The organism is Streptomyces sp. NPDC049915 (assembly GCF_040656475.1).
Taxonomy (GTDB): Bacteria; Actinomycetota; Actinomycetes; order Streptomycetales; family Streptomycetaceae; genus Streptomyces.
The window spans coordinates 1-22,264 of the sequence record NZ_JBFAMH010000049.1; the positions used below are offsets into that span (position 1 = coordinate 1).

Below are 22,264 nucleotides of genomic sequence, written 5' to 3' on the forward strand. Positions count from 1 at the left end.
TCGCTGCAGTGCGAGAGCGGCCACCTGTACGTGGTCCAGCTGACCGCTGCCGACACCATCAGCCTCGGTGATGAGGGCAGCCAGTCCGCCGGTGCTCCCACGGCCCTGCACCACAGCCGCGGCACGTCCTGAGCGGCGACCGCCGGGGCGGCGCGGGAGCCACGGAATCGGGTTACGAGGGCCGCCGGTTGGGCTGATAGCTTGCGGTCTCCCTGTCGGTGAGGGTGGCCAGCTTGAGAGGGCCAGGGTCTTCGGTCCAGACGTCGATGGTGTCGAGGACGCGGTACCGGTTGTCGCCGCCGCCGCACGGTACGCCGCGCCCTCTTCCACCCCACAAGCCAGAACAGCGGAAACCTCCCGGCCTGACATGCCGTCGGGCGCCCCCTCAGCCCGCGCCGACCAGCGCGTTCATCAGGTCCACGGCGCTGCCGTCGTGGTCGCTGCCGGCGGTGCCGCTGCCGGTCTGGAGGTTGGCGGTGCGGTCCACCTCCAGGACCGAGTCCGACCGGGAGTTGTCGATCACGGTGATCAGGCTGCCGTCCGCCGCCGCGGGGGCCGTGGCGGCGCCCAGCAGGGCCGCCGTGAGGGCGGCCGCCGTGCGCAGCCGCGCGGCGGCGGGGCGGGTGCCGCTCACGCCGGGACGCCCTCGGACTCGGCCTGCGCTGCGGCGGCCTACTCGACGGCGGCCTCCGCCTCGGCGACCGTCTGCTCGGCCGTGGGTGTCGTCCGCAGGCGGGCGATGTTGCGTTCCAGCAGCCGGGTGGCGGCCTTGACGCCGACGCCGCTCGTGGCGTCGACCTCGGGCAGCCGGCCGTCGGCCTCCTTGAGTCCGGCGAGCGCGGAGTCCATTGCCTCGTGCGCGGCGAACAGACACGGCGTGGAGTAGATGGCGACGTCGGCGCCGAGGCCGGGCTCACTGAGCGACAGCCTCGGCGACTTGCCGCCGGCGATCTGGTTGAACAGCAGCGGCTTGCCCCCGACGACCTCGCGGATCCGGCGGATCCACTCCACGCTGCGCACCCCGTCGACGAGGACCACGTCGGCGTCGGTGGCGGTAAGCCCTCGGCGCGGTGCAGGATGTCGGCCTCGTCGGTGGCGTCGGTGCGGGCCACCACGACCAGGTCGCGGCGTGTCTTGACGACCTGTTCCAGCTTGTCGAGGTACTCGTCCAGCGGCAGCACCTGCTTGCCGTCGGTATGGCCGCAGCGGCGGGGCCGCTTCTGGTCCTCCAGGATGACTCCGGAGGCGCCGATCCGCTCAAGACTTTCGACGACGTGGCAGGCGACCTCGGGGTCGACGTAGCCGTCGTCGATGTCGACGAGCAGGTGGTGGTGCGGGAAGGCGCCGCGCAGCCGCTGCACGAACGCCAGCATGTCGGGCCAGGCGATGAAACCGATGTCGGGCAGGCCGTAGTAGGACGAGGCGAAGCCGAAGCCGGAGACGAACATCCCGTCGTAGTGCCGGGCGGCGATCGAGGCGGAGTACATGTCGTACACACCGATCAGCGGGGTCGTCCCGGGTGCGGCGATCTGCTCGCGCAGCTTGTTCCCGTAAGTCAACGTTCAGCTCCTTGGATGGGGTTGAACACAGGGGCCCGAAGGGCGACCGCGGGGGACCACGGAAGCCCTTTACCAAACCAAAAGGATCTCTATACCGAGAGCCGACCGTCTTGTTGGGAGCGCTTGACTTACTTCAACGGCCCAACCGGTTCACCGGAGAAACGTCACTGGGGGGCCAGGTGCACCAGCGCGGTGACGTGCCCTAGGGTTCACCGCCTTGACATGCCCTCATCTCAAGGAGACACATGTACCGCACCGCCGACCTGAGCCGACGCTCCCTCCTGCGCGCGGGTTCCGGCCTGGGGCTCGCCGCGCTCGGACTGGGCGCGGCCGCCTCCCCCGCGTCCGCGGCCGTGCCCGCCTCGCAGCGCTTCGACCTCACCCAGCCGTCCTACGACCTGTACCGCGGCCAGTCGCTGCACGACGTGACGGTGCAGCAGGGCTTCGCCTTCGACAACGTCAACCGGCGTCTGTTCGTGGCGCAGCGCCGCGACGGGACCTCGGACACGGCCGGCGACCTGTGCATCACCCAGCTCGACTTCGCGGGCAACTACGTCGGTTACATGCATTTGACCGGGTTCGGGCACGGTGTCGCCTTCGGCGCGCAGGGCGTGGGCAGTTCCACCTATCTGTGGACCGAGGTGGACTCCTCGGGCGGCTACGGCCAGCGGCTCGCCCGGTTCAAGTTCATCAGCGGCACGACCCTGTCGAACACGTCCTCCGCGCTGACCAAGTTCACGCCCGTCACCGCGGCCACGCAGCACACCTGCTCCATCGACCCGGTGAACAACCGCCTGGTCGTCCGTTACCAGCTGACCGACGGCAAGCACATAGCCGTCTACGACCTCGCCGCCGCCACGAGCGGCGACTTCTCCAGCCCGCTCGCCGACTTCAAGCAGCCCACGCTGCCCACCCTGTCGTCCACCTTCCAGGGCTACACGGCCTACGGCCAGTACCTGTACGTCCTGACCGGCGACAGCTACGACGTCACCGGCAAGGACGCGAACGGCAACTGGATCGTCAACTCCGAGGTCACCAGCATCGACATGAACACCGGCGCCATCGTGCAGGGCCCGGTCCTGACGAAGGCCGGGTCGACCCTGGACTTCCGCGAGCCGGAGGGGCTGGCGATCTACCAGACGGCCGCCGGCGAGGTCCGCCTGTTCCTCGGCTTCGCCTCGGGCGTCGCGGGCGACCGCCGCTCCAACCTCTTCTACAAGAACGTCCTGGTCTGACCGCACCGGCCGCGCGGCGGCCGGCCCCTCACGGGGCCGCCGCCGCGGCGCCCCGGACCGCCGCCGGGCGCTGCACCCGGCACACCAGCGCGTCGTTGACGACGTCGGTGACGATCGTGTCGCCGGGGTCGGCCTCGTCGGCCAGCAGCAGAGAGGCGATGCGGTTGTCGAGTTCGGCCTGGATGGTGCGGCGCAGCGGGCGGGCGCCGAACTCCGGCTGGTGGCCGTGCGCGACGAGGAGCCGCTTGGCCGCCTCGGTGACCTCCAGATCCATGCCCTGGGCGCGCAACCGGCGCCGGCTGGCGTCCAGCAGCAGGTCCACGATCCGGTCGAGGTCGGCCTCGGTGAGGGCGTGGAAGACGACGATGTCGTCGATCCAGTTGAGGAACTCCGGCAGGAACCGGCCGCGCAGGTCCTCCATCAGCTCGTCCTTGATGGCGCCGACGTCGCCGTGGTGGGCCAGGATGCGCTGGGCGCCGATGTTGGACGTCATCACCACGACCGTGTTGCGGCGTCGACGGTACGGCCCTGGGCGTCGGTGAGCCGGCCGTCGTCGAGGACCTGCAGCAGGGTGTTGAGCACGTCCGGGGTGGGCCTTCTCCACCTCGTCGAACAGCAGCAGCGCTGTACGGCTGCCGGCGCACCTTCTCGGTGAGCTGGCCGGCCTCCTCGTGGCCGACGTAGCCGGGCGGGGCGCCCACCAGCCGGGAGACGGTGTGCTTCTCCTGGAACTCGCTCATGTCGAACCGCACCAGCCGGTTCTCGTCGCCGAACAGCAACTCGGCGAGCGCCTTGGCCAGTTCGGTCTTGCCGACGCCGGTCGGGCCGAGGAAGAGGAAGGAGCCCACGGGTCGCCCAGCGGGCCCGGTTGAGGCGCACAGCCTGGGCGATGGCGGTGACCGCCTCGTCCTGGCCGACGACCCGGTCGTGCAGGGCCTCCTCCAGTTTCAGCAGCCGTTCCTTCTCGGTCTCGGTCAGCTGGGTCGCGAGGCATACAAGCAGCGCAACACCGTCGAGCGGTGCATAAACAGGCTCAAGCACTGGCGCGGCCTGGCCACTCGATACGACACGACCGCCACCATCTACCTTGCCGGACTCCACATCGCCGCCATCTTCATCTGGTCGGCGAGCTGATCCGAAGGAAACGGCCTAGTCTGCAGGGCCGTGGGACATTCCGTGTCTTCGTGAATCAACTCCGGGTCGCCGGGCTGCCGGTTGGCGAGTGCCTAGCACATGCCCCTCGAAGGCGCTGAGGTAGAGCCCCCCGGTGCCTGGCCGGCCGACTCTCACTCATCGGCTCCGGAGGCGGGCGCGTTCTTCACCCCCAAACACAACACGTCCCGCAGGAACCCTGCGGCCTGCGCCTTCGTTGAACGCGTGCTGTCCGCGGCGGCGAGCTGCGCGACCAGGCCGCGCACCTCCTCCGCGTCGGAAGCGCCGGGGTCAAGGCCCGCCCACTGCGGCGCACCCTCAAGATCCACACTGCGGCTCCAGCCGGCGTTCACCCAGCTACGAGGCTCGCCGCGACCCGGCCCCGAGGCCGCGACCGCGCCATTCAGCACCCCGGCAACGTCTGCGGCGCTCATCCCCATCGCCCTGGCGATCGCCTTCACCGACCGACCCTGCTGATCAAGCAGCCGCACCCGCGCAACAAGCGACTCATCCACTGGTCGAAGCCCGGGCTGACGCGGAGCCCTTGAGGTCGGAACACTGTTCTATTCTCGCCTCCGCACGGGGTGATGGTCACTCCGGGATTCCGGAAGGACACGGACATGCAGTGGTCGTGGCAGTGGTTGGGGCGGATCTGGTCGGCTTCGCGGGGGGCGGTGCGTGGGCGTCCGGTCGTCTTCGGCGTGGGACTCGGGGTCGTGGTCGCCGCCGCGGTGGCGGCGGTCTTCCTGTGGCCGTCCACGGGGAAGGACGATGTGAAGCCGACGGCGCGGGCCTACCGCGACGTGGACGCCTGTCTGCTCACCGACAGCCGCGGAATCTCGCCGGGTCTACCGGCGGCGCCGGTGTGGGCCGGCATGCAGGACGCCTCCCTCGCGACGAAGGCACGGGCGAGTTTCCTGTCGGCGACGGGGCCGGACACCCAGGCGAACGTCGTGCCGTACGTCAACTCCCTTGTACAGGAGCACTGTTCGGTGGTGGTGGCCGTGGGCTCGACGTCGGTGAACGCCGTGCGTTCGGTGGCGCCCCGTCAGAAGGGCGTGCATTTCGTCGTCGTGGGCGACGGGGCGGATTCCGCGAACGTTTCGGTGGTGCGGGAGGGCGACTCGACGAAGGTGAGGGAGCACGTGCGTGACCTTCTCGCCGCTCTGACCCGAGCGTCCTGACAGATCCCCTTCGAGGAGTTCAATCCGCATACCGACCAGGGTCATTGGACTGGTCGGACAACGGTTGCCTTGTACCTAGTAAGGATCATGTAAGAAGATCGACTGACTGTAGTCAGAACGTGATCACCAAGGAAGCATGGCTCTTCTTTCGTAATGTTTCCTTAAGGATCGATCATGTCCCCCCTTCAACGTCGCCGCCCGGCGCGCCAACCACGGTGGCTGCGCCGCCGTTGGTTGGTGCGCGGCGTCACCCTGATGGTCTGTTTCCTGCTCGCGGTCATACCGTCCGCCGAAGAGGCGATGGCGCAGGGAATGACGCTCCCGGCTCTGACCATGCCGAAGATGACCCTGAGCGGCCTGTGGGACTGGCTCAACACCTCGCCGCTCAAGCTGCCCAAGCAGCTCGGCGGTTCGGCGAGCGGGCTGGCCCACACCGCGTCGGCGGCGCGCACGCGCGCGAACGGCGGCCACGGTCACAAGCCGGGCTCCGGCAAGGGCGAACTGCCCGCGGACTCCCGGCACCACCGCGCCACGAAGGAACACACCACGGGTGCCGCGGTGGTCAAGGGGCGTGACGGTTTCGTCGCGGCGACCAGCAAGCGCGACGCGGCAGCCTCGTCGGCGAAGATCGACGTGTTCCGCAACGCGAACGGCACGACGACCAGGCGCGTGTACTTCTCCCGCCACAACTTCCGCGCCCCCGACGGCTCCTGGAAGCCGATCGACACCACGCCGGTGAAGTCCGGCGGACGGTGGCGGGAGAAGGCCAACGACGTGGCGGTCGACCTCGCCGGTGTGGCGGGCGACGAGCGGCTGGCGTCGGTGGAGTCCGGCTCCGGGCACAACGTGGCGTACGCGTTGAAGGGCGCGCAGGACGTGCCGGGCGTCACGGACGCGGACGGCACCGTCTCCTACGCCGGCGTGCTGCCGGACACGGACCTGGAGCTGGTGCCGCTGGCGGACGGCGTCAAGGAGAAGATCGTCCTGTCCTCGGCGAAGGCGCCGACGTCGTGGTCGTTCAAGCTGGACGCCTCGGGTCTGACGCCGCGCCTCGCCGACGAGGGGTCGGTCGAGTTCACCGATGCCTCGGGCGCCGTGGTGGAGCGGATTCCGCACGCGTTCATGCAGGACTCGAGCGTGGACCGCAGGTCCGGCGAGCCGACGACCTCGCAGGCGGTGGAGTACGGTCTCTCGCGGTCCGGCGACGACTGGATCCTGACCATGACGGCGGACCGTTCGTGGCTGGGCGCCAAGAACCGGGTGTGGCCGGTCACGGTGGACCCGACGCTGGCCGTGAGCGACAGCACGTACGCCGAGAGCAACCTCTCGGGCGACCACTCCACGGAGGACGTGCTCAAGGTCGGCTCCTACGACTCCGGCACGCACAGCGCCAACTCGTTCCTGCACCTGACCGGTCTGACCGGCATGATCTCCGGTCAGACCGTGTCGGCGGCGAGCCTGCACCTCTTCGACATCTGGGCCGCGACCTGTACGGCTGAGCCGTTCTCCGTCGCCCCGATCAGTGCCTCGTGGACGGGTTCGGCGGTGACGTCCTACCCAGGTCCGGCGTACGACAGCCCCGCGCTGGGACAGCTGACCGCCAACCCGGGTGCGGCGTGCACCAACTCCGGCGGTTCGCGGACCACGGGTACGTGGATGAACGTGCCGCTGAACACCACCTGGTTCAACGGCATCGCCGGCGGAACGGTCAGCAACCACGGTCTCGCGCTGTACTCGACGAACACCGACGCCCTGCACTGGAAGCAGTTCGACTCGGTCAACGCCCCCACCAGCTACCGGCCCTACCTGGACCTGACGCTGAACGGGAACGTCGCCCCGCAGATCGACGCCTCCTACCCGCCGGACAACTACAACACCCAGACGCTGAAGCCCGAACTGGTGGCGTACGGCTACGACTCGGACAACTACCCGGGTTCGGCGCTGAAGTACCAGTTCCAGCTCCTGGACGCCTCCACCGGTGCGGTGATCTCCGACTCGGGGCTGATCACCGGTGGTGACTGGACCGTCCCCTCGGGGAAGATGACCTGGGGCGGCACCTACCTGTGGCAGGTGCGCACCTACGACAGTCTGCTGTACTCGGGGTGGACGCAGAGCGAGCTCACGGCCGTGGTGCCGCAGCCCGTGGTGACCTCGGGTCTGTCGCAGAACACCGACGGACACGACTTCGATCCGAGCGTCGGCAACTACACCACCTCCGACACCGACGCCGACGTGCAGACGGTCGGCCCGTCGCTGTCGGTCGAGCGTGACTACAACTCCCTGGACCCGCGGGTGGACGGCGCGTTCGGCGCGGGCTGGTCGACGGTCGCGGACATGGAGGCCGCAGAGGTCAAGGACTCCTCGGGCGCGGTGGCGAGTGTCAACATCACCTACCCCGACGGTTCGCAGGTCGGCTTCGGCAAGAACGCCGACGGCTCCTTCACCCCGCCGCCGGGGCGCTGGGCGTCCCTGACCGCGACCACCACGCCGGCCGGCTACAAGCTGGTGGACAAGGATGACACCGCCTACCTCTTCCAGAAGGGGGTCACGGGCAGGACGGGCGCGTACGCGATCACCTCGATCACGGACTACGCCGGCCGCGCGGAGACCTTCGACTACAGCTCCGGCCCGCTCACCAAGATCACTTCGCAGGTCTCGGGCCGCACGCTGAACTTCACCTGGTCGAAGCCCGCGGGCGCGACCGTCTCCCACGTGGCGACGGTGGCGACCGATCCGGCGACGGCGGGGAACTCCAGCACGATCGAGACCTGGAGCTACGGCTACAGCGGCGACAATCTGACCTCGGTCTGCCCGCCTGCCGACCCCACGCACTGCACCACCTACGGCTACGCCGCCGGTAACCATTACCGGACCACGGTGTTGGACGCGGACCCGTTCGCGTACTGGCGCATGGGTGAGACGTCCGGCACGACGGCCGCCGACGGTGTGGACACCAACGAGGGTAACCTCAACGGCACTTACCACAACGTCACCCTGGGCTCGACCGGGCCGCTGGCGAGCAGCCACGCCGCGTCGTTCAACGGCACCAGCTCGTACCTGTCGATCCCGGGCACGCCGGGCGCGACGCGCACGTACGCTTCGGTGTCGCTCTGGTTCAAGACGTCCCAGGCCGGCGGCGTGCTGTTCTACTACGGTGACAAGCCGCTGACCGACTCCGACCCGGTCGCGAACACCAAGTACAACACCCCGGCGATCTACATCGGCACCAACGGCAAGCTGCACGGCTGCTTCGCGATGGCCGCCGGCTGCAACACCCCGATCCAGTCCGCGACCACGGTCAACAACAACGCCTGGCACCAGGTGGTCCTCACCTCCGCGGGCAACACCCAGTCGATGTACCTCGACGGCGCCCTGACCGGAACCATGGCCGGCAGCCTGTGGTCCTGGAACCAGCCGTACGTCACCTTCGGCGCGGGTGTGGACACCCACGGCTGGCCCGACATGCCCGCCGACACCCTCGGCCACTACAGCGGTCTGATGGCCGAGGCGGCGATCTTCAACAAGCCGCTGGACGCGGCGACGATCACCAACCAGTACTCGGCGGCCACGACGTCTGCGAAGGTGCTCCAGACCATCACGCTGCCCTCGGGCAAGACCCAGAACAGCGTGCAGTACAACGCGGTCGACGACACCATCTCCCAGGAGACGGACAACAACGGCGGCGTCTGGAAGCTGTCCCCGCCCACGGTCACCGGATCCTCGCAGGTCTACCGCTCCGCGGTGATGGGTGCCGGACCCTCCGGCTACTGGCGGCTGAGCGACACCTCGGGTTCCGCCGGGGCCAACGAGGTCAACACCGGCCACGCCACCTACAACAACGTCACCCTCAACGCCGCCGGCCCGTTCGGCGCCAGTGACGTGAAGGCGGCGTCGTTCGCGAAGGCCTCCAGCTCCTGGGCGAGCCCCGGCACGTCGGAGGTCGACACCTCCAAGAGCTTCAGCGTCTCGGCCTGGGTGAACCTCAGCTCCACCACCAGTAACTACACGGCCGTCAGCCAGGACGGCACCTACCACGCCGGGTTCTACCTCGGTTACGAGCACACCCAGAACAAGTGGGCGCTGCGGGTTCCGACGGCTGACTCATCGAGCGGCAACCTGACCACGCAGGCCGTGTACTCGACCGCCATCGCGGCGACCGGCCAGTGGACCCACCTCGCGGCCAGCTACGACGCCACGAGCGGCCAGCTCGCGCTCTACGTCAACGGCACGCTCCAGGGCACGATCGCACGGCCGAACGTCTGGTCCGCGACGGGCGCCCTGCAGATCGGACGCGCCCTGTACGCGGGGAACCAGGGCGACTACTGGGAAGGATCGCTCGCCGAGGTCGCGGTCTTCCGTTCGGCCCTGAGCGCCGCCCAGGTGACGCAGCAGTGGTCGGCGTACAAGGCCTCCTCCGGTGTCGCGCCGGTGCGGACGGTGCGGATCCAGGTGCCGACCACCGACGGGTCGACGAAGTACATCACCTACGGCTACGACGTCGACAATGGTGACCGGGTCCTCTCCCAGACGGACGCCCTGGGCAACCGCACCACCTACGGCTACGACACCTCCGGCTTCCTCTACACCACCACGGACCCGGACGGGAACACGACCACCACCGGTCACGACGTGCGTGGCAACGTGGTGTCGAAGACGACGTGCCAGGACCAGTCGCAGAACCTGTGCGCGACGGAGTACTACACCTACTATCCGGACGACACGACGGCGAACCCGGCGCCGGACCCGCGCAACGACCTGATGCTCACCGAGCGGGACGGGCGCTCCTCCGGTCCGACGGACAACACGTACCTGACGAGCTACGGCTACGACCAGTACGGCAACCAGACGACGGTGACCACCCCGCCGGTGCCGGGCTTCCCGGCCGGCCGGACCACGACGACGACCTACACCACGGCGACCACGGCCGCCGCGGACAGCGGGTACGCCCCGGCGTACCTGGAGGCGTCCGTCGTCACGCCGGGTGGCGCGGCCACGACATACACCTACAACCACAACGGTGACCTGGCGCGGCAGACGGACGCCAACGGCGCGTCGGTCAACTTCGGTTACGACAACATCGGCCGGAAGCTGAGCAGCACCGAGATATCGGACAGCTACCCGGCGGGTCTGACGACGTCGTACACGTACGACAAGGACGACCAGGTCGTTTCCGAGACCGCCCCGCCCGTCCTCGACCGCGTGACCAGCGCGACCCACACCGCGCAGACGACGACGGTCTACGACACCGACGGCAACCCTCTCTCCGAGACGATCAAGGACCTGACCGGCGGGGACGGACAGCGCCGCACCGAGTGGACCTACGACTCGGGCAACCGCATGGCCACCAAGTCGGAGGTCTCGGCCTTCAACGCGGACGGCTCGGACAAGACGCTCCTGACCACGACCTACACGCACGACGTGTACGGCAACGTGGTCACCGAGGTCGACCCATCGGGGAACGAGACGGACTACACCTTCGACGCCGACAACCGTGGGATCACCACCACGCAGCCCGGCTACACAGGTGACCCGGACAACCCGTCCCCCGCACGCACCCTGACGCTGGACTCGCGGGCGTACGACCCGGCGGGACGTCTCGCCTCGGTCACGAACTCGATGGGCTTCACGACGTCCTACACCTACACGGACAACGGGCTCCCGGCGACGATCACGCGCACGGACGCGGTGACGGACCCGGCCCACCCGAAGTCGTTCGTGGACCAGGTCAACACCTACGACGCCGCCGACAACCTGATCAAGCAGGTCTCCGACGACGGCGCGGCCACGACCACCTTCGCGGTGGACGCGGCGTCCCGCACGACCACCACGACGCTGGACCCCACCGGGTTGAACCGCAGCGACACGGTGTCGTACGACCCGGACGACCACGTGGTCACGTCCACGCACACCGGCGCCTCTGGTACGCCTGAGACGACGTCGTACTCCTACGACGCGCTCGGCAACACTCTCTCGGCGACGGTGCACGACGCCAACACCGCGCCGGTCGGCCGCTGGAAGCTGAACGAGACGTCCGGAACCAACGCGGCCGACTCCTCCGGGGCGAACAACCCCGCGACCGCCGCGAGCGGTGTGACGAGGTCGACCGACCACGGCGGCAGCGCCGTGTTCAACGGCACGTCCACGTCGTACGCGGAGACCGCGAGTCCGGTCGTGGACACCGCGACGAGCTACACCGTCTCGGCGTGGGTCAAGCTCGGCTCCTCGGCGAGCAACTCCACGTTCGTCTCCCAGACCGGCACCACCACCAGCGGCTTCCAGCTGTACTACTCCTCCGGGTCCAACGCGTGGGCGTTCGGTGGTCACGCCAGTGACACCGCCGGCGCCGCCTGGACCGCTACATACGGCGGCACTCCTGTCGTGGGTCAGTGGACCCACCTGACCGGTGTCTACAACGCCGCGGCGAGCCAGTTCGAGCTCTACGTCAACGGTGCTCTGGCCGGCACGAAGGCCTTCACGACCCCGTGGAACGCCACCAGCACCTTCGACATCGCCCGGAAGAAGTCCGCGGGCACCTGGGGCGAGTACGCCAACGGCTCGATAGCCGATGTCCAGGCCTACTCCAGCGCACTGTCCGCCACGCAGGTCTCGAGCCTGTACGGCGGGACGCTCCCTGTGGCGAACTCGACCGTGCACACCACGCGGGCGGACCTGGACCAGCGGGGACTTCCCCTCTGGGCGGCCGACGCGAACGGCAACGTCACGTCCTACGCCTACGACGAGGCCGGGAATCCCGCGGTCACAACGGCGCCGACGGCGAACTCGGAGACGGTCGACGCGGCGACGGGAACCTCGACCGTCGGGGCCTCGCACCCGATTGCGTACATCGGTTACAACACCTTCGGTGAGGTGGCGGAGACCAAGGACCCGAACGGCAACGTCGTCACGACCGGGTACGACCCGCTGGGTCAGCAGGTCTCGCAGACCATGCCCTCGTACACGCCGCCGGGCTCCTCGACACCGATCACCCCGGTGACCTCCACGCAGTACAACGCCGCCGGTCAGATCACCTCCGAGACCGACGCGCTGGGCAAGGTCACCTCCTACACCTACGACCAGCTCGGCGACCAGGTCGACGAGACGCTGCCGGGCGGACGCACGGCCCACTCCGCCTATGACACCAACGGTGACCTGCTGTCGGTGACCGACCCCACCGGCGCGGTGACCCAGGGCACGTACGACTACCTGGGCCACCAGCTCACCTCTACCCAGGTCGAGCGCCGGCCGTCGCAGGCCGCGTACACCACCACCAACCACTACGACGCCCCCGGCGGTCTGCTGTCGTCGTCGGTGTCGCCGGACGGTGTGACCACGTCGTTCACCTACAACGCGGCCGGTGAGCAGACCTCGGTTGTGGACGGGGCGAACAACACCACCCAGTACACCTACGACATGGACGGCCGCCAGACCAAGGTCACCAACCCGGACGGCACTTTCTCGACGACGACGTACGACGCCTTCGGCAACGCGGTCGGCACCGGGGAGTACGACGCCACCTCGATGGTGCGCCGCACCACCTCCGCGCAGTACGACCCGGCGGGTAACCTGACGTCCTCCACCGACGGCAACGGCCACACCACCACCCTCGCCTACGACGCGACGGGAATGGTGACCAAGGAGGTACAGCCGGTCGCGGCCGGACAGTCGATCACGACCTCGTTCGGATACGACGCGGTCGGCAACCTCACCCGGTTCACCGACGGCAACGGCTACGACGCCTCGGGCAACCCGGTCGCCGGACACGACTGGCTGACCACGTACAACAAGTGGGGCCTGCCGGAGTCGCAGATCGAGCCGTCCACGCCTGCCTACCCGGCGGTCGCGGACCGGACCTACACCACCGTCTACGACGCCGACGCGCGGGTGACGCAGCAGATGTCCCCCGGCGGCGTGTCCGTCGTCGACTCCTACGACTCGACCACAGGAGACCTGACCAGGCAGACCGGCACCGGTGCCGAGGCGGCGACCGCGGACCACGCCTTCGGCTACGACGCCGACGGCCGCGTCACCTCCGCCGCCGCTCCGAACACGGACGACACCTTCACCTACGACGACCGTGGCAACCTGCTCAGCACCGCCGGACCGTCGGGAACCTCGTCCTTCGCCTACGGCGGCGACGGCGAGATGACCAGGCGCACCGACGCGGCGGGCACCTCCACCTACGGTTACGACACCGCGGGCCGGCTGAAGACCATCGCTGACGCCGCCACCGGGTCCACCGCCACTGTCAGCTACAACACGATGTCGCTGCCGTCGTCCATCTCGTACGGGACCGGCAAGGCGAACCGCACCCTGCAGTACGACTGGGCGCACCGGCTCACCAGCGACACCCTCACCAAGCCGGCGGGCGGGACCGAGGCATCGGTCACCTACGGCTACGACCTGAACGACAACGAGACCTCCAAGACCACCACGGGATTCTCGGGGGCCGCGACCAACACCTACACCTACGACTGGGCCGACCGGCTCTCCTCCTGGAACAACGGCACCACCACGACCACCTACGGCTACGACAACGCGGGCAACCGCACCAGAGTCGGCGCGGACACCTACACGTACAACGCCCGCAACGAACTGATGTCGGACAGCCACAGCACCTACAGCTACACCGCCCGTGGCACCCTGCGCTCCGTCGTCGACGCACAGAGCCAGACCACCAGCACCACGGCGGACGCCTTCAACCGGGTGATCACCTCCGGTGTGAAGACGTACGCGTACGACGGACTGGACCGGATGGTCACCGCCGGAGGCGGGGGCGCCAACCAGACCTTCTCCTACACCGGTATCGCCAACGATCTGGCCTCCGACGGCGCCACCACCTACAGTCGCGACCCCGATGGCGCACTGATCGGCATCAACGCAGGCGGCACCAAGGTGCTGGCCATGACCGACGTGCACGACGACGTGGTCGGCCAGTTCACCGACGCCGGCACGGCGCTGACCGGATCGACCACCTACGACCCGTTCGGCAAGGTCCTCGCCACGCAGAGCATGGTCGGGGCCCTGGGCTACCAGTCCGAGTGGACCGACCCGGACACCTCCCAGGTCGACATGGCCGCCCGTTGGTACAACCCCAACATCGGCCAGTTCTCCTCCCGGGACACCGTCGCCAACAGCCCCATCCCGGACTCGGTCGCCGCGGACCGCTTCGCCTACGGCGACGACAACCCGCTGACCAACACCGACCCCACCGGCCACTGGTCGCTGTGGGGCGCGGTGAAGTCCATCAAGAAGAAGGCATCCCACGCCTGGCACCACTCCAGCCTGCGCCGTCACCTGAAGTCGGCCGTCAAGCACGTCAAGAACTTCGTGAAGCAGGTGAAGAAGCACGGACTGAAGGCCGCGATCAAGAAGGTCGCCAAGCACTACGCCAGGAAGGCCGCCCATTACATCCGCGACCACCATCCCACCCTCTACCACTACGCCAAGCACTACTACCACCGTGCCCGGCAGATCGTGCACCATGCGATCAAGAGCGCGAAACAGCACTACCATCACGCCGTCACACAGCTCAGGAAAGCCAGCAAGGCGATCGGTGGTGCGCTGAAGAAGGCCAAGAAGGCCGCGTCCGCGTTCATCAAGAAGCACAAGACCGCCATCGTCGGAACTCTCGTCGCCCTGGCAGTCGTCGGTGCGGCCGTCTGTGTCGTCGCCACCGCCGGCGTCTGCATCGGTGCCATCGGCGGCGCCATGCTCGAAGGCGTCGCGATGGGAGGCGCCGGAGGCGCACTCGCCGGCGGCATCACAGCCGCTATCGCGGAGGGCGGTTCAGCCCTCATCGGCGCCGGCGTCGCAGCCACAGCGGGCGGAGGCGCACTCGCGGTCGAGTCGGCTGCGGGCGAGGAAGGGGCAGCGGGTTCGTCCGCGGCCAAGTCGGTCAGCTCCGCCTCGCCGAGGTCGGCCGGAGGAACCTCCAAGGTCGCCGCCGAAAGTGAGCGCAGTGGCCTCAAGGCGCCGAACTCCGGCGACAAGTGCAGCTTCTCCCCCGAGACCAAGGTCCTGATGGGAGACGGCAAGGCCAAGGCGATCGGAAAGATCAAGACCGGCGACAAGGTCAAGTCGGCCAGCCCCGAGACGGGTAAGCAGCAAGGCACCCGGGAGGTCCAGCATGTATGGATCAACCACGACCGCGACCTGCTCGACCTGACCGTCCGCACGAAGGGCGGCAAGACCGCCACCCTCCACACCACGTCCAACCATCCCTTCTGGAACGACACCACGCACCGCTGGGTCGCCGCTGGCAAACTTCACCGCGGCGACGCCCTCAACACGTCCAGTAACGGCCACGTCTACGTAGTCACCACCCGGATCACCCCTGGTGACGCAGACCGCTGGAACCTCACCGTCCAGCAACTCCACACGTACTATGTGCTGGCGGGAGCCACGCCGGTCCTGGTCCACAACTGCAATGACTTGGACGCGGACGAGGCTCAGTATCCCCAATTCGCCCACACGCTCAGTCACCATGTGAGGCCAGGTAACAGGCTCGGGGATCTTGTGGACCAGAAGGGCATCAACTCGGTCTTCCACGACCAGGGCGACGCACAGGCGATCGCGGACGAGGTGATCAAGAAGATCACCGCCGGCGGGCAGAAGAGCCAGCTGCAGAAGTGGTTCAAGACCGGAGAAACGAAGTCTCCTCCGTACCAGGGCTTCTACGGCCCCAAGGGGAGTTCCCTGGGAACGTCGTACACCCGCGACAGTAACGGGAATCTGGTCGGCACACCGACCGGAAACGGGTATACGGTGATCCTTCGACGGATGAAGGGGCACCCGATGGGGTTCATCGTCGACACCGTCATCCCTAAATAGTCAGATTCCAACATGAAACATGGGGCACCGGAAGCCATGACCGATGAAATTCTCAATGTAGCCGAGTTCGATTTCGGCATCACTCGACTCGCTGGCGAATTTCATCAGGATTGGCGCTTCTACGCGAAAACACCTGAGGGTCTGATTCACACCTGGATCAGCGAACTCGGCGAGCTGCGAGCGAAGAAGGTGTCCCTGCTGCTCGAGGACACCCAGAGAATGCTCCGCTCAGAGCTTTCAGCGGAATCTCTGGGCACCCTCTGGGACGCCTGCGTCCCTTCCGGAAGGCCAGCCGGCCTTTTCGGAAGGGACGGCAGGGAATGGCTTCTCAAAGTAGCGGACATCGCTCGGAGTTGGCTGGCCGAGAATTCCGGATCCCAACTCGACGTCATTCCGGCCTGTCAGCATGATCCGCTTCCTGCTCCGGTGAGACAGTGGATCGACAAAACGGCCTCGGTCGGCGGTCTCGTCCGGCAAGAGGTTTCGGACTCTGAGTTTCTGGTCGCGTGGGATGGAATTGCCGACAATGTCTGTCCGGAACTGGCACTCCGCATTGTCGTTCGCAGTCTCCTGAATTCTGCTCACCCTGTCCCAGCCTACGTTTATGACGAACTGGAAAGGCAGGGCGCCGCCTATGGGTACGGCGAATTTCTGGTTGCGGCAATGGAACACCTGATTGACAATGAGGTGACGGAGAGTCAGGGCCGGGAGCACTGACGCGATTCGTCTACTCGCTCCACCCCACGGAAGCCCCGCTCGACCACATCGAGCGGGGCTTCCTCATTTTGAGTGCGGTATGTGGAACTCGACTTTCGCTGTTCTCGCGGGGCTGGTAGTCAAGTCGGCCAGCCCCGAGACGGGTAAGCAGCAAGGCACCCGGGAGGTTCAGCATGTGTGGATCAACCACGACCGCGACCTGCTCGACCTGACCGTCCGCACGAAGGGCGGCAAGACCGCCACCCTACACACCACGTCCAACCATCCCTTCTGGAACGACACCACCCACACCTGGGTGGTCGCCGGTGAACTTCACCGCGGAGACATCCTCAACACGGCCACCAACGGCCACGCCTACGTCGTCACCAGCCGGCCGAGGGCATGGAGAGCGAGATCGCGCAGGCCCATGAGATCAGGAAGAGGCTCTTCCGTCCCGTAAATGGGATCGGCAGGCTCACCCCCAGGGCACTGCGCGGCGACAAGAGCGGCCGCAGCTACGGCTTCCTCGGACTCGGGTGCTTCGAGGTAACCCGCGGTGTCGATCACGCGTATGAGAGTGCCGCGGACAATGCCCTCGCGTTCGCCTGCGGCCGCCTCTTCAAGGTCCCCGCAGAAATCCGGACCGGGATCTCCTGGCGGGACCTGCCGGAACGCTACGGCCCCTGGCAGACCGTCTACACACGCTTCCGCCGCTACGCCCTGGACGGCGTGTTCACCCGAGCCCTCCAGCAGATCCAAGCCCGTGCGGACGCGGCCGGCGATATCGACTGGCTCGTCCAGATCGACTCCACCATCGTCCGCGCCCACCAGCACGCCGCCGCCACCGGCCCAAAAGGGGGATCAACAGGCCGGACGAACCGGACGATCACGCCCTCGGCCGATCCCGAGGCGGACTGACGACCAAAATACATCTCGCCTGCGACGGCAAGGGGCGCCCGCTCGCCGTCCTGGTGACACCCGGCCAACGTCACGACAACATCTGCGCACGACCTCTTCTGGAACGCATCCGGGTCCCGCGCACCGGCCTGGGCCGACCCCGCTGCCGGCCTGACCAGGTCATCGACGACAAGGCCTACAGCTCCCGCGGCTTCCGCGCCTACCTGCGCAAACGCGGCATCGGGCACACCATCCCAGAAAAGACAGACCAGCAGCGACACCGGCACAACCGCGGCCGCCGCGGCGGCCGACCACCAACGTTCGACCAGCAGATCTACCGCCAACGCAACATCGTCGAATGCTGCTTCAACCGGCTCAAAGGCTCTCGTGGCATCGCAACCCGATACGAGAAGACCGCCACCTCCTACGAAGCAGCGGTCACACTCGCGTCATTCCTGCTCTGGGCAAGAACCGTTTGAAGACGGAACGCAGTCCGGTCGTCCCCGCGCCCGCGGGGGTAGCTCGGTCTTTCACGACCGGCGCACCCTCGCCGCGTCGTCGTCCCTGCGCCACGCGGGGATAGCTCGCTGACCTGGGCCCAGCAGCCGGTCAACGTGTCGTCCCCGCGTCGGCGGGGGGTAGCTCGTACGCACGCGCTGCGGCCCTGGTGCACACCTTGGGTCTCTTCCGCTGGCTGGGGCATTCAAACCTGACCGTCGCTTGCGCGGTCGCCGTCATGTACCTCGGAGCCAGCAACATCCCGGAGCACCCGACCCGCGAGCAACTGACCGCATTCGCTCACGAGTTGTATAGCCGGCGTGGCACTGCTGCCGGGATCGCGGCCATGCTCCGCCCGTGGAAGCCCTGACCCTGTCGTCCTCTTGCTTGTCGGGACACGATCCCAGCGCGGGGGCCGTCCACTGAGCTGGACCAGCAGGGCCAGCACGGCGAAGTCGAGCGGGTCATGGACGTCGGCGCGGCCGCGTCCGGTGGCGTGCGTGGCGGGCTGACGTGGGTGGGCGAGCAGGAGTCGGAGCTGCTGGACCTTCCGGTCGGCTCCCGCGTGTGGTCCGGCCCCGACTCCCGCCGTAAGACCCTCGAGGCCCGCGCGCCGTGGGCGTCGATGCTGACCGCGCCCCGTGGCGGCGGGCGCCGGTACGCCGGGGAGCCGGCGGGCGCTGCGCCCGCGCGCGGGGACGGGCCGATCATCATCCAGCTTCATCTCGCGGGACGAGAGTTCGGCCAGGTGGTGCTCGACCCGCTCCGCCAGGCGATCCACCACTACGGCGGCAACGTGCAGGCCGTCCTCGGTAGGCCGAACGGTACGAGCAGCTAACTCAAGCAACCCCGCTCGCCGTCTCGTCCTCGCGGACGGGGGTGCAGACGACGAGCGGGCGTCTGATGAGCGGCCCGCCCTTCATCGCCGTCGGGCGGGCCGCTCTTCCTCCATGACCCGCGTACCCCCCACGACGTAAGGGAAGGGCCTTCCGGAGGATCGAGGACGGCCGCCCCCGACGGGGGCAGGGACGGCCGCCGGTCTTCATGGGACGCTGCTCTCAGGCGGCCGGCGCAGCGGGCTACCGCTCGGACTCCAGCGGTAGCCCTCGGTGTCCGTCGGGCGGTTCCGGCCGCGGTAGTGGTTCACGTGGTCGCCGTCGTGGTTCGGCCGGCGGGTGCACGAGATGCGCCCGCCGGGGTCCAACTCGCCGCAGTAGCCGGCGGCGCGGCAGGCAGCCAGCTCCGCCTGTACGTCGGCCTTCGCGCTCTTGCTCACGCCCGCCACCCTTCCCGCACGAGCCGGTACAGAACGCGGCCAACCATGCAGATGGCCCCGTCCTCCACGCACTGCTCGCACATCCGGCAGTGATCGAGCACCGCACGGTGTGCACGGTCAGCGACACACGACACGCAGCCGCGGGGGAACGTGCTGAAGTGCCCGTGAAGGTGGCGGTGCCGGCGCTCGCCGAGCTCGACCGCGGTCTCTGCCGTGAGCGGCGTGCCATCCCACACGCAGGCCGCGCCGCGCAGCTGCGCCTCGCACTGGTCGTCCGGCGCGGGCACCTCCAGAAGGCGCAGCACTTCCTTCGGGATCTCCTGAGTGGTGGTACTCATGCGGCGGCCTCTCCTCTCTGGAGGGCGTGCGCGAGGCGCAGCGCCACGTCAGCGCGGACGCGGCCGAGGTCCACCAAGGGGAGGCTCGGCGCGGCCGGGTCCACCGCCAACGACGGCAGCACGATCCCGGCCCCGTCCAGCGCCGCCCGCAGCGACTCCACCGCGGCGAAGGGGTCGACGTCTGTGGTTGCGTCCATGAACAGGAAGGTAGGAGCGAGGAGTTGCCCACCGCCTGCTAGGTTTCGCGAAGTTTCTTGACTACCTGCCAGAGTTGCGCAATGTTTCCCATGCAGGCAGCGGAACGGTGGTGTCCGCGGCGTCGGCCTCGGGGAGGCTGGACGCGCATCAGCGGCACCCACCAGGAGGGGACACCCATGCGACGGCTTCGGTTCAACGGCACCGGCTCAGGGGGCGGAGGCTGCCCCACCGTCCACGAGGACCTCGACAGCGGGGAGGTCATCGTCCACGGGCCGCCCCTCACGGACCAGAAAGACCTCGCGCAGCTGCAGCACCTGGACCACGGGGAGGTGGCGATCGTGGTGCCGCGCAACACGCTGGTCGACTTCGGCCCTCGGGATGAGTCGCCGCGGCTCATCAACGCGGCCGAGGAGTTCGACCAGCTGTTCACCACCTTCAAGCACACCGCCTGGCGTCTGGAGACCCGCCGGCGGTACGCCAGCGACGAGCAGACCGAGGAGTGGGCCCAATTCGCCAAGGGCCAGCGAATCGACTGGGACTACGACGACGAGTGGTGCCGCAACGTCCGCGCCCAGACTGACGCGGGGAAGCGCTTCGAACGCGTGCGCCTGGTCGACAACCCGGCCACCCCCGGCCAGCTCTACCTGCGCAGCAACGCCGCGCGCAACTGCGCCGTCGGTGAGGACATCCGCAACCTGTCCCGCGCCCAGGCCGAACAGCTGCACCTGCCCGCCGAAGACTTCTGGCTGTTCGACTCCCGGCTTGTGGCTCGGCTCCTCTTCGACGAGGACGACAAGCTGAGCGGCGCGGAAGTCATCACCGAGCCGGCCGCGGTGAACCGCTACTGCCAGGCCCGGGACGCGGCCTGGCACTATGCGGTTCCGTACGCGAAGTTCGACGCCAGCACGTGACGTGAGGTCCGGTGAGCACTGACTACCAGCAGGCACGCGAGGCGTTGGGCCTGGCTCTTCGACAGCTGAGGCTCAGCGCCCCTGGCGGTCGGCTCACCGGAGAGCAACTCGCGCAGCGCCTCGGCGGCGGCTGGACCAAGTCCAAGGTCAGCAAGCTGGAGAACGGCCGGCAGACCGCGACCGCCGAGGAACTCCAGGCGTGGGCCGAGGCCACCGGCCAGCCCGACGCCTACCCCGGCCTCCTCGCCCAGCTGCGCGGGTTCGAGTCACACATCCGCTCATGGCGCCGGCAGCTGGCGTCTGGCCACCGACCCGTACAGGAAGCCATCACGGCCGAGCACGACCGCACCAGGGTGCTGACCATCTGGGAGAACGTCCTCGTGCCCGGCATGCTCCAGACCGCGGACTACGCCCGGCACGTCCTCGCCAGGCACGCCAACCTGATGCAGTCGCCGAGGGACACGGAGGACGCTGTACGCGCCCGAATCCAGCGTCAGGCAGGGTTGTACGAGCCGGGCCGCAAGTACCGGATCACGATGTGGGAGGGGGCGCTGTACGCCCTGGTGTGCCCACCCGCGGTGTTGGCGGCGCAGCTGGACCGCCTGGCCGGGGTCATCGGCCTGGACACGGTGGAGCTCGGCATCGTTCCGTTCTCCGCCTCGCTGAAGATCTACCCCGGTAACGGGTTCTGGATCTACGACGAACGCCGTGTCGTGGTGGAGGACTGGCACGCCGAGCTGTGGCTGGACGACGCCGACTCGGTAGCCACGTACCGGCGGGTGTGGCACACGCTGAGCGAGTCGGCGGTGTATGGGGCCGACGCGCAGAACGTGATCAACCGTGCCCGCCGCGCGCTGAACATCCGGACATGACGAAAGCGCCCCTGCCCGGCCGTATGGCCAGACAGGGGCGCATGTTGTTTGAGGGCGCTGACGGCCGCCCCGTCTGCCGCTGGGACAACATGATGGGCCGCCTCTACACCCTTGGCCTCGACGAGGACGACCGCACGTTCCTCGGCCTGGTCCTGTCGCTGCTGCCCATCGGGCTGTTCACCCTCTCCGCCGCCCAAGACCTCGAGGAGCGGCGACTGCAGATCCTGCTGCGCGCCATTGTCACGCTGTCGGGCAACGACCGCATCGCAGTCGGCACGCGGCTGTCAGCTCCCCTACCCCGGGGACACAGGCCCGCATGAGACCGGCGGCCGCCCCTGCCCCCGTCTGGGGCGGCCGCCTACGGGCACGGGTACTGGTTGGGACTCAGCGGCACCGGGAGCGGCCCAGCGCCCCCGCAGCAAGCCTCTCGCCGTCGTGCCTGACCACGACCGGGCTCGACCTGATGGAGTTCGTCCCCGACACGGGGCGCTTGGTCGCCGCGTTCACGTTCATGGCCTCCTAATAGGACTCCGTTAGGTCTTCTGGTTCGGGTTGTTCCTGGGCACGTTGGATGTGTGGATGCATACGAAGTGAAGCGTGTACGGGCCAGGTTGGCGT

At 68.2% G+C, this 22,264-nt stretch carries 15 protein-coding genes and 5 pseudogenes; 12 read left to right on the forward strand and 8 right to left on the reverse strand.

Annotated features, from left to right (window positions below; genetic code table 11):
- Window positions 1–385 precede the first annotated feature (385 nt).
- Together AB0J12_RS38210 and AB0J12_RS38215 are read right to left on the reverse strand one after the other, a co-directional pair.
- Window positions 386–634, reverse strand: a complete 249-nt coding sequence (locus tag AB0J12_RS38210) for a hypothetical protein (RefSeq protein WP_363269407.1) — start codon at window positions 632–634, stop codon at window positions 386–388.
- A 38-nt stretch (window positions 635–672) separates the two neighbouring features.
- Window positions 673–1,559 (reverse strand): annotated as a pseudogene (locus AB0J12_RS38215) (isocitrate lyase/PEP mutase family protein).
- A gap of 245 nt (window positions 1,560–1,804) precedes the next feature.
- Here AB0J12_RS38215 and AB0J12_RS38220 point away from each other — a divergent pair.
- Entirely contained in the window at window positions 1,805–2,794 is a 990-nt protein-coding gene (locus AB0J12_RS38220) for a teichoic acid biosynthesis protein C (RefSeq protein WP_363269408.1), read from the forward strand.
- Between the two features lie 28 nt (window positions 2,795–2,822).
- Here AB0J12_RS38220 and AB0J12_RS38225 read toward each other — a convergent pair.
- A pseudogene (locus AB0J12_RS38225) lies at window positions 2,823–3,778 on the reverse strand (AAA family ATPase); the annotation flags it as partial.
- A gap of 9 nt (window positions 3,779–3,787) precedes the next feature.
- Between AB0J12_RS38225 and AB0J12_RS38230 the strand changes: the two are divergent.
- Window positions 3,788–3,928 (forward strand): annotated as a pseudogene (locus AB0J12_RS38230) (IS5/IS1182 family transposase); the annotation flags it as partial.
- 152 nt (window positions 3,929–4,080) lie between these two features.
- On the opposite strand, the gene AB0J12_RS38235 reads toward AB0J12_RS38230, so the two are convergent.
- Entirely contained in the window at window positions 4,081–4,407 is a 327-nt protein-coding gene (locus AB0J12_RS38235; RefSeq protein ID WP_363269409.1) for a hypothetical protein, read from the reverse strand.
- Between the two features lie 159 nt (window positions 4,408–4,566).
- On the opposite strand from AB0J12_RS38235, the gene AB0J12_RS38240 reads away from it, so the two are divergent.
- The 4 genes from AB0J12_RS38240 to AB0J12_RS38255 all read left to right on the forward strand — a co-directional run bounded on the left by AB0J12_RS38240 (window position 4,567) and on the right by AB0J12_RS38255 (window position 17,116).
- On the forward strand, window positions 4,567–5,130 hold the full coding sequence (locus AB0J12_RS38240; RefSeq protein ID WP_363269410.1) for a BMP family ABC transporter substrate-binding protein: 564 nt from the start codon (window positions 4,567–4,569) through the stop codon (window positions 5,128–5,130).
- A gap of 174 nt (window positions 5,131–5,304) precedes the next feature.
- On the forward strand, window positions 5,305–15,960 hold the full coding sequence (locus tag AB0J12_RS38245) for a LamG-like jellyroll fold domain-containing protein (protein WP_363269411.1): 10,656 nt from the start codon (window positions 5,305–5,307) through the stop codon (window positions 15,958–15,960).
- Between the two features lie 36 nt (window positions 15,961–15,996).
- Window positions 15,997–16,677, forward strand: coding sequence for a hypothetical protein (locus AB0J12_RS38250; protein WP_363269412.1), 681 nt, complete (start codon window positions 15,997–15,999; stop codon window positions 16,675–16,677).
- Between the two features lie 175 nt (window positions 16,678–16,852).
- A complete protein-coding gene (locus AB0J12_RS38255; RefSeq protein ID WP_363269413.1) occupies window positions 16,853–17,116 on the forward strand; it encodes a hypothetical protein in 264 nt (87 codons plus the stop codon).
- Here the strand turns inward: AB0J12_RS38255 and AB0J12_RS38260 are convergent.
- Window positions 17,032–17,346, reverse strand: a complete 315-nt coding sequence (locus AB0J12_RS38260; protein ID WP_363269421.1) for a DUF4259 domain-containing protein — start codon at window positions 17,344–17,346, stop codon at window positions 17,032–17,034. The two genes, AB0J12_RS38255 and AB0J12_RS38260, sit on opposite strands and share 85 nt — an antisense overlap.
- On the opposite strand from AB0J12_RS38260, the pseudogene AB0J12_RS38265 reads away from it, so the two are divergent.
- The 3 genes and pseudogenes from AB0J12_RS38265 to AB0J12_RS38275 all read left to right on the forward strand — a co-directional run.
- A pseudogene (locus AB0J12_RS38265) lies at window positions 17,266–18,032 on the forward strand (IS5 family transposase); the annotation flags it as partial. The gene AB0J12_RS38260 and the pseudogene AB0J12_RS38265 overlap by 81 nt on opposite strands.
- Window positions 18,033–18,199: 167 nt before the next feature.
- Window positions 18,200–18,421, forward strand: a pseudogene (locus AB0J12_RS38270) (fic family toxin-antitoxin system, toxin component); the annotation flags it as partial.
- Between the two features lie 96 nt (window positions 18,422–18,517).
- On the forward strand, window positions 18,518–18,889 hold the full coding sequence (locus AB0J12_RS38275) for a hypothetical protein (RefSeq protein ID WP_363269414.1): 372 nt from the start codon (window positions 18,518–18,520) through the stop codon (window positions 18,887–18,889).
- Window positions 18,890–19,093: 204 nt separating this feature from the next.
- Here the strand turns inward: AB0J12_RS38275 and AB0J12_RS38280 are convergent, their stop codons facing one another.
- From AB0J12_RS38280 to AB0J12_RS38290, 3 genes are read right to left on the reverse strand one after another with little or no spacing between them, the layout of a single operon-like run.
- Complete coding sequence (locus AB0J12_RS38280; protein ID WP_363269415.1) at window positions 19,094–19,327, reverse strand: hypothetical protein; 234 nt, start codon at window positions 19,325–19,327, stop codon at window positions 19,094–19,096.
- Window positions 19,324–19,665, reverse strand: coding sequence for a hypothetical protein (locus AB0J12_RS38285; RefSeq protein WP_363269416.1), 342 nt, complete (start codon window positions 19,663–19,665; stop codon window positions 19,324–19,326). Before AB0J12_RS38285 ends, AB0J12_RS38280 begins: the two co-directional genes overlap by 4 nt.
- Entirely contained in the window at window positions 19,662–19,862 is a 201-nt protein-coding gene (locus AB0J12_RS38290) for a hypothetical protein (RefSeq protein ID WP_363269417.1), read from the reverse strand. Before AB0J12_RS38290 ends, AB0J12_RS38285 begins: the two co-directional genes overlap by 4 nt.
- A 177-nt stretch (window positions 19,863–20,039) precedes the next feature.
- Between AB0J12_RS38290 and AB0J12_RS38295 the strand changes: the two genes are divergently transcribed.
- The 3 genes from AB0J12_RS38295 to AB0J12_RS38305 are packed head-to-tail and all read left to right on the forward strand — an operon-like array spanning window position 20,040 to window position 21,966.
- Window positions 20,040–20,774 (forward strand): DUF6879 family protein, encoded by a 735-nt coding sequence (locus AB0J12_RS38295; protein WP_363269418.1) that lies wholly within the window; start codon window positions 20,040–20,042, stop codon window positions 20,772–20,774.
- An 11-nt stretch (window positions 20,775–20,785) separates the two neighbouring features.
- Entirely contained in the window at window positions 20,786–21,646 is an 861-nt protein-coding gene (locus AB0J12_RS38300) for a helix-turn-helix transcriptional regulator (protein ID WP_363269419.1), read from the forward strand.
- Window positions 21,643–21,966: a hypothetical protein gene (locus AB0J12_RS38305; protein WP_363269420.1), complete on the forward strand. Its 324-nt coding sequence runs from the start codon at window positions 21,643–21,645 to the stop codon at window positions 21,964–21,966. The genes AB0J12_RS38300 and AB0J12_RS38305 overlap by 4 nt, the downstream gene beginning before the upstream one ends.
- The last annotated feature ends 298 nt before the right edge of the window (window positions 21,967–22,264 follow it).

Excerpts from the sequence above, each read along its gene's own strand:
- AB0J12_RS38220 (WP_363269408.1), top strand. The coding sequence starts at position 1,805 with ATGTACCGCACCGCCGACCTGAGCCGACGCTCCCTCCTGCGCGCGGGT.
- AB0J12_RS38240 (WP_363269410.1), top strand. The coding sequence starts at position 4,567 with ATGCAGTGGTCGTGGCAGTGGTTGGGGCGGATCTGGTCGGCTTCGCGG.
- AB0J12_RS38245 (WP_363269411.1), top strand. The coding sequence starts at position 5,305 with ATGTCCCCCCTTCAACGTCGCCGCCCGGCGCGCCAACCACGGTGGCTG.
- AB0J12_RS38250 (WP_363269412.1), top strand. The coding sequence starts at position 15,997 with ATGACCGATGAAATTCTCAATGTAGCCGAGTTCGATTTCGGCATCACT.
- AB0J12_RS38275 (WP_363269414.1), top strand. The coding sequence starts at position 18,518 with ATGGACGTCGGCGCGGCCGCGTCCGGTGGCGTGCGTGGCGGGCTGACG.
- AB0J12_RS38285 (WP_363269416.1), bottom strand. The coding sequence starts at position 19,665 with ATGAGTACCACCACTCAGGAGATCCCGAAGGAAGTGCTGCGCCTTCTG.
- AB0J12_RS38290 (WP_363269417.1), bottom strand. The coding sequence starts at position 19,862 with ATGGACGCAACCACAGACGTCGACCCCTTCGCCGCGGTGGAGTCGCTG.
- AB0J12_RS38295 (WP_363269418.1), top strand. The coding sequence starts at position 20,040 with ATGCGACGGCTTCGGTTCAACGGCACCGGCTCAGGGGGCGGAGGCTGC.
- AB0J12_RS38305 (WP_363269420.1), top strand. The coding sequence starts at position 21,643 with ATGACGAAAGCGCCCCTGCCCGGCCGTATGGCCAGACAGGGGCGCATG.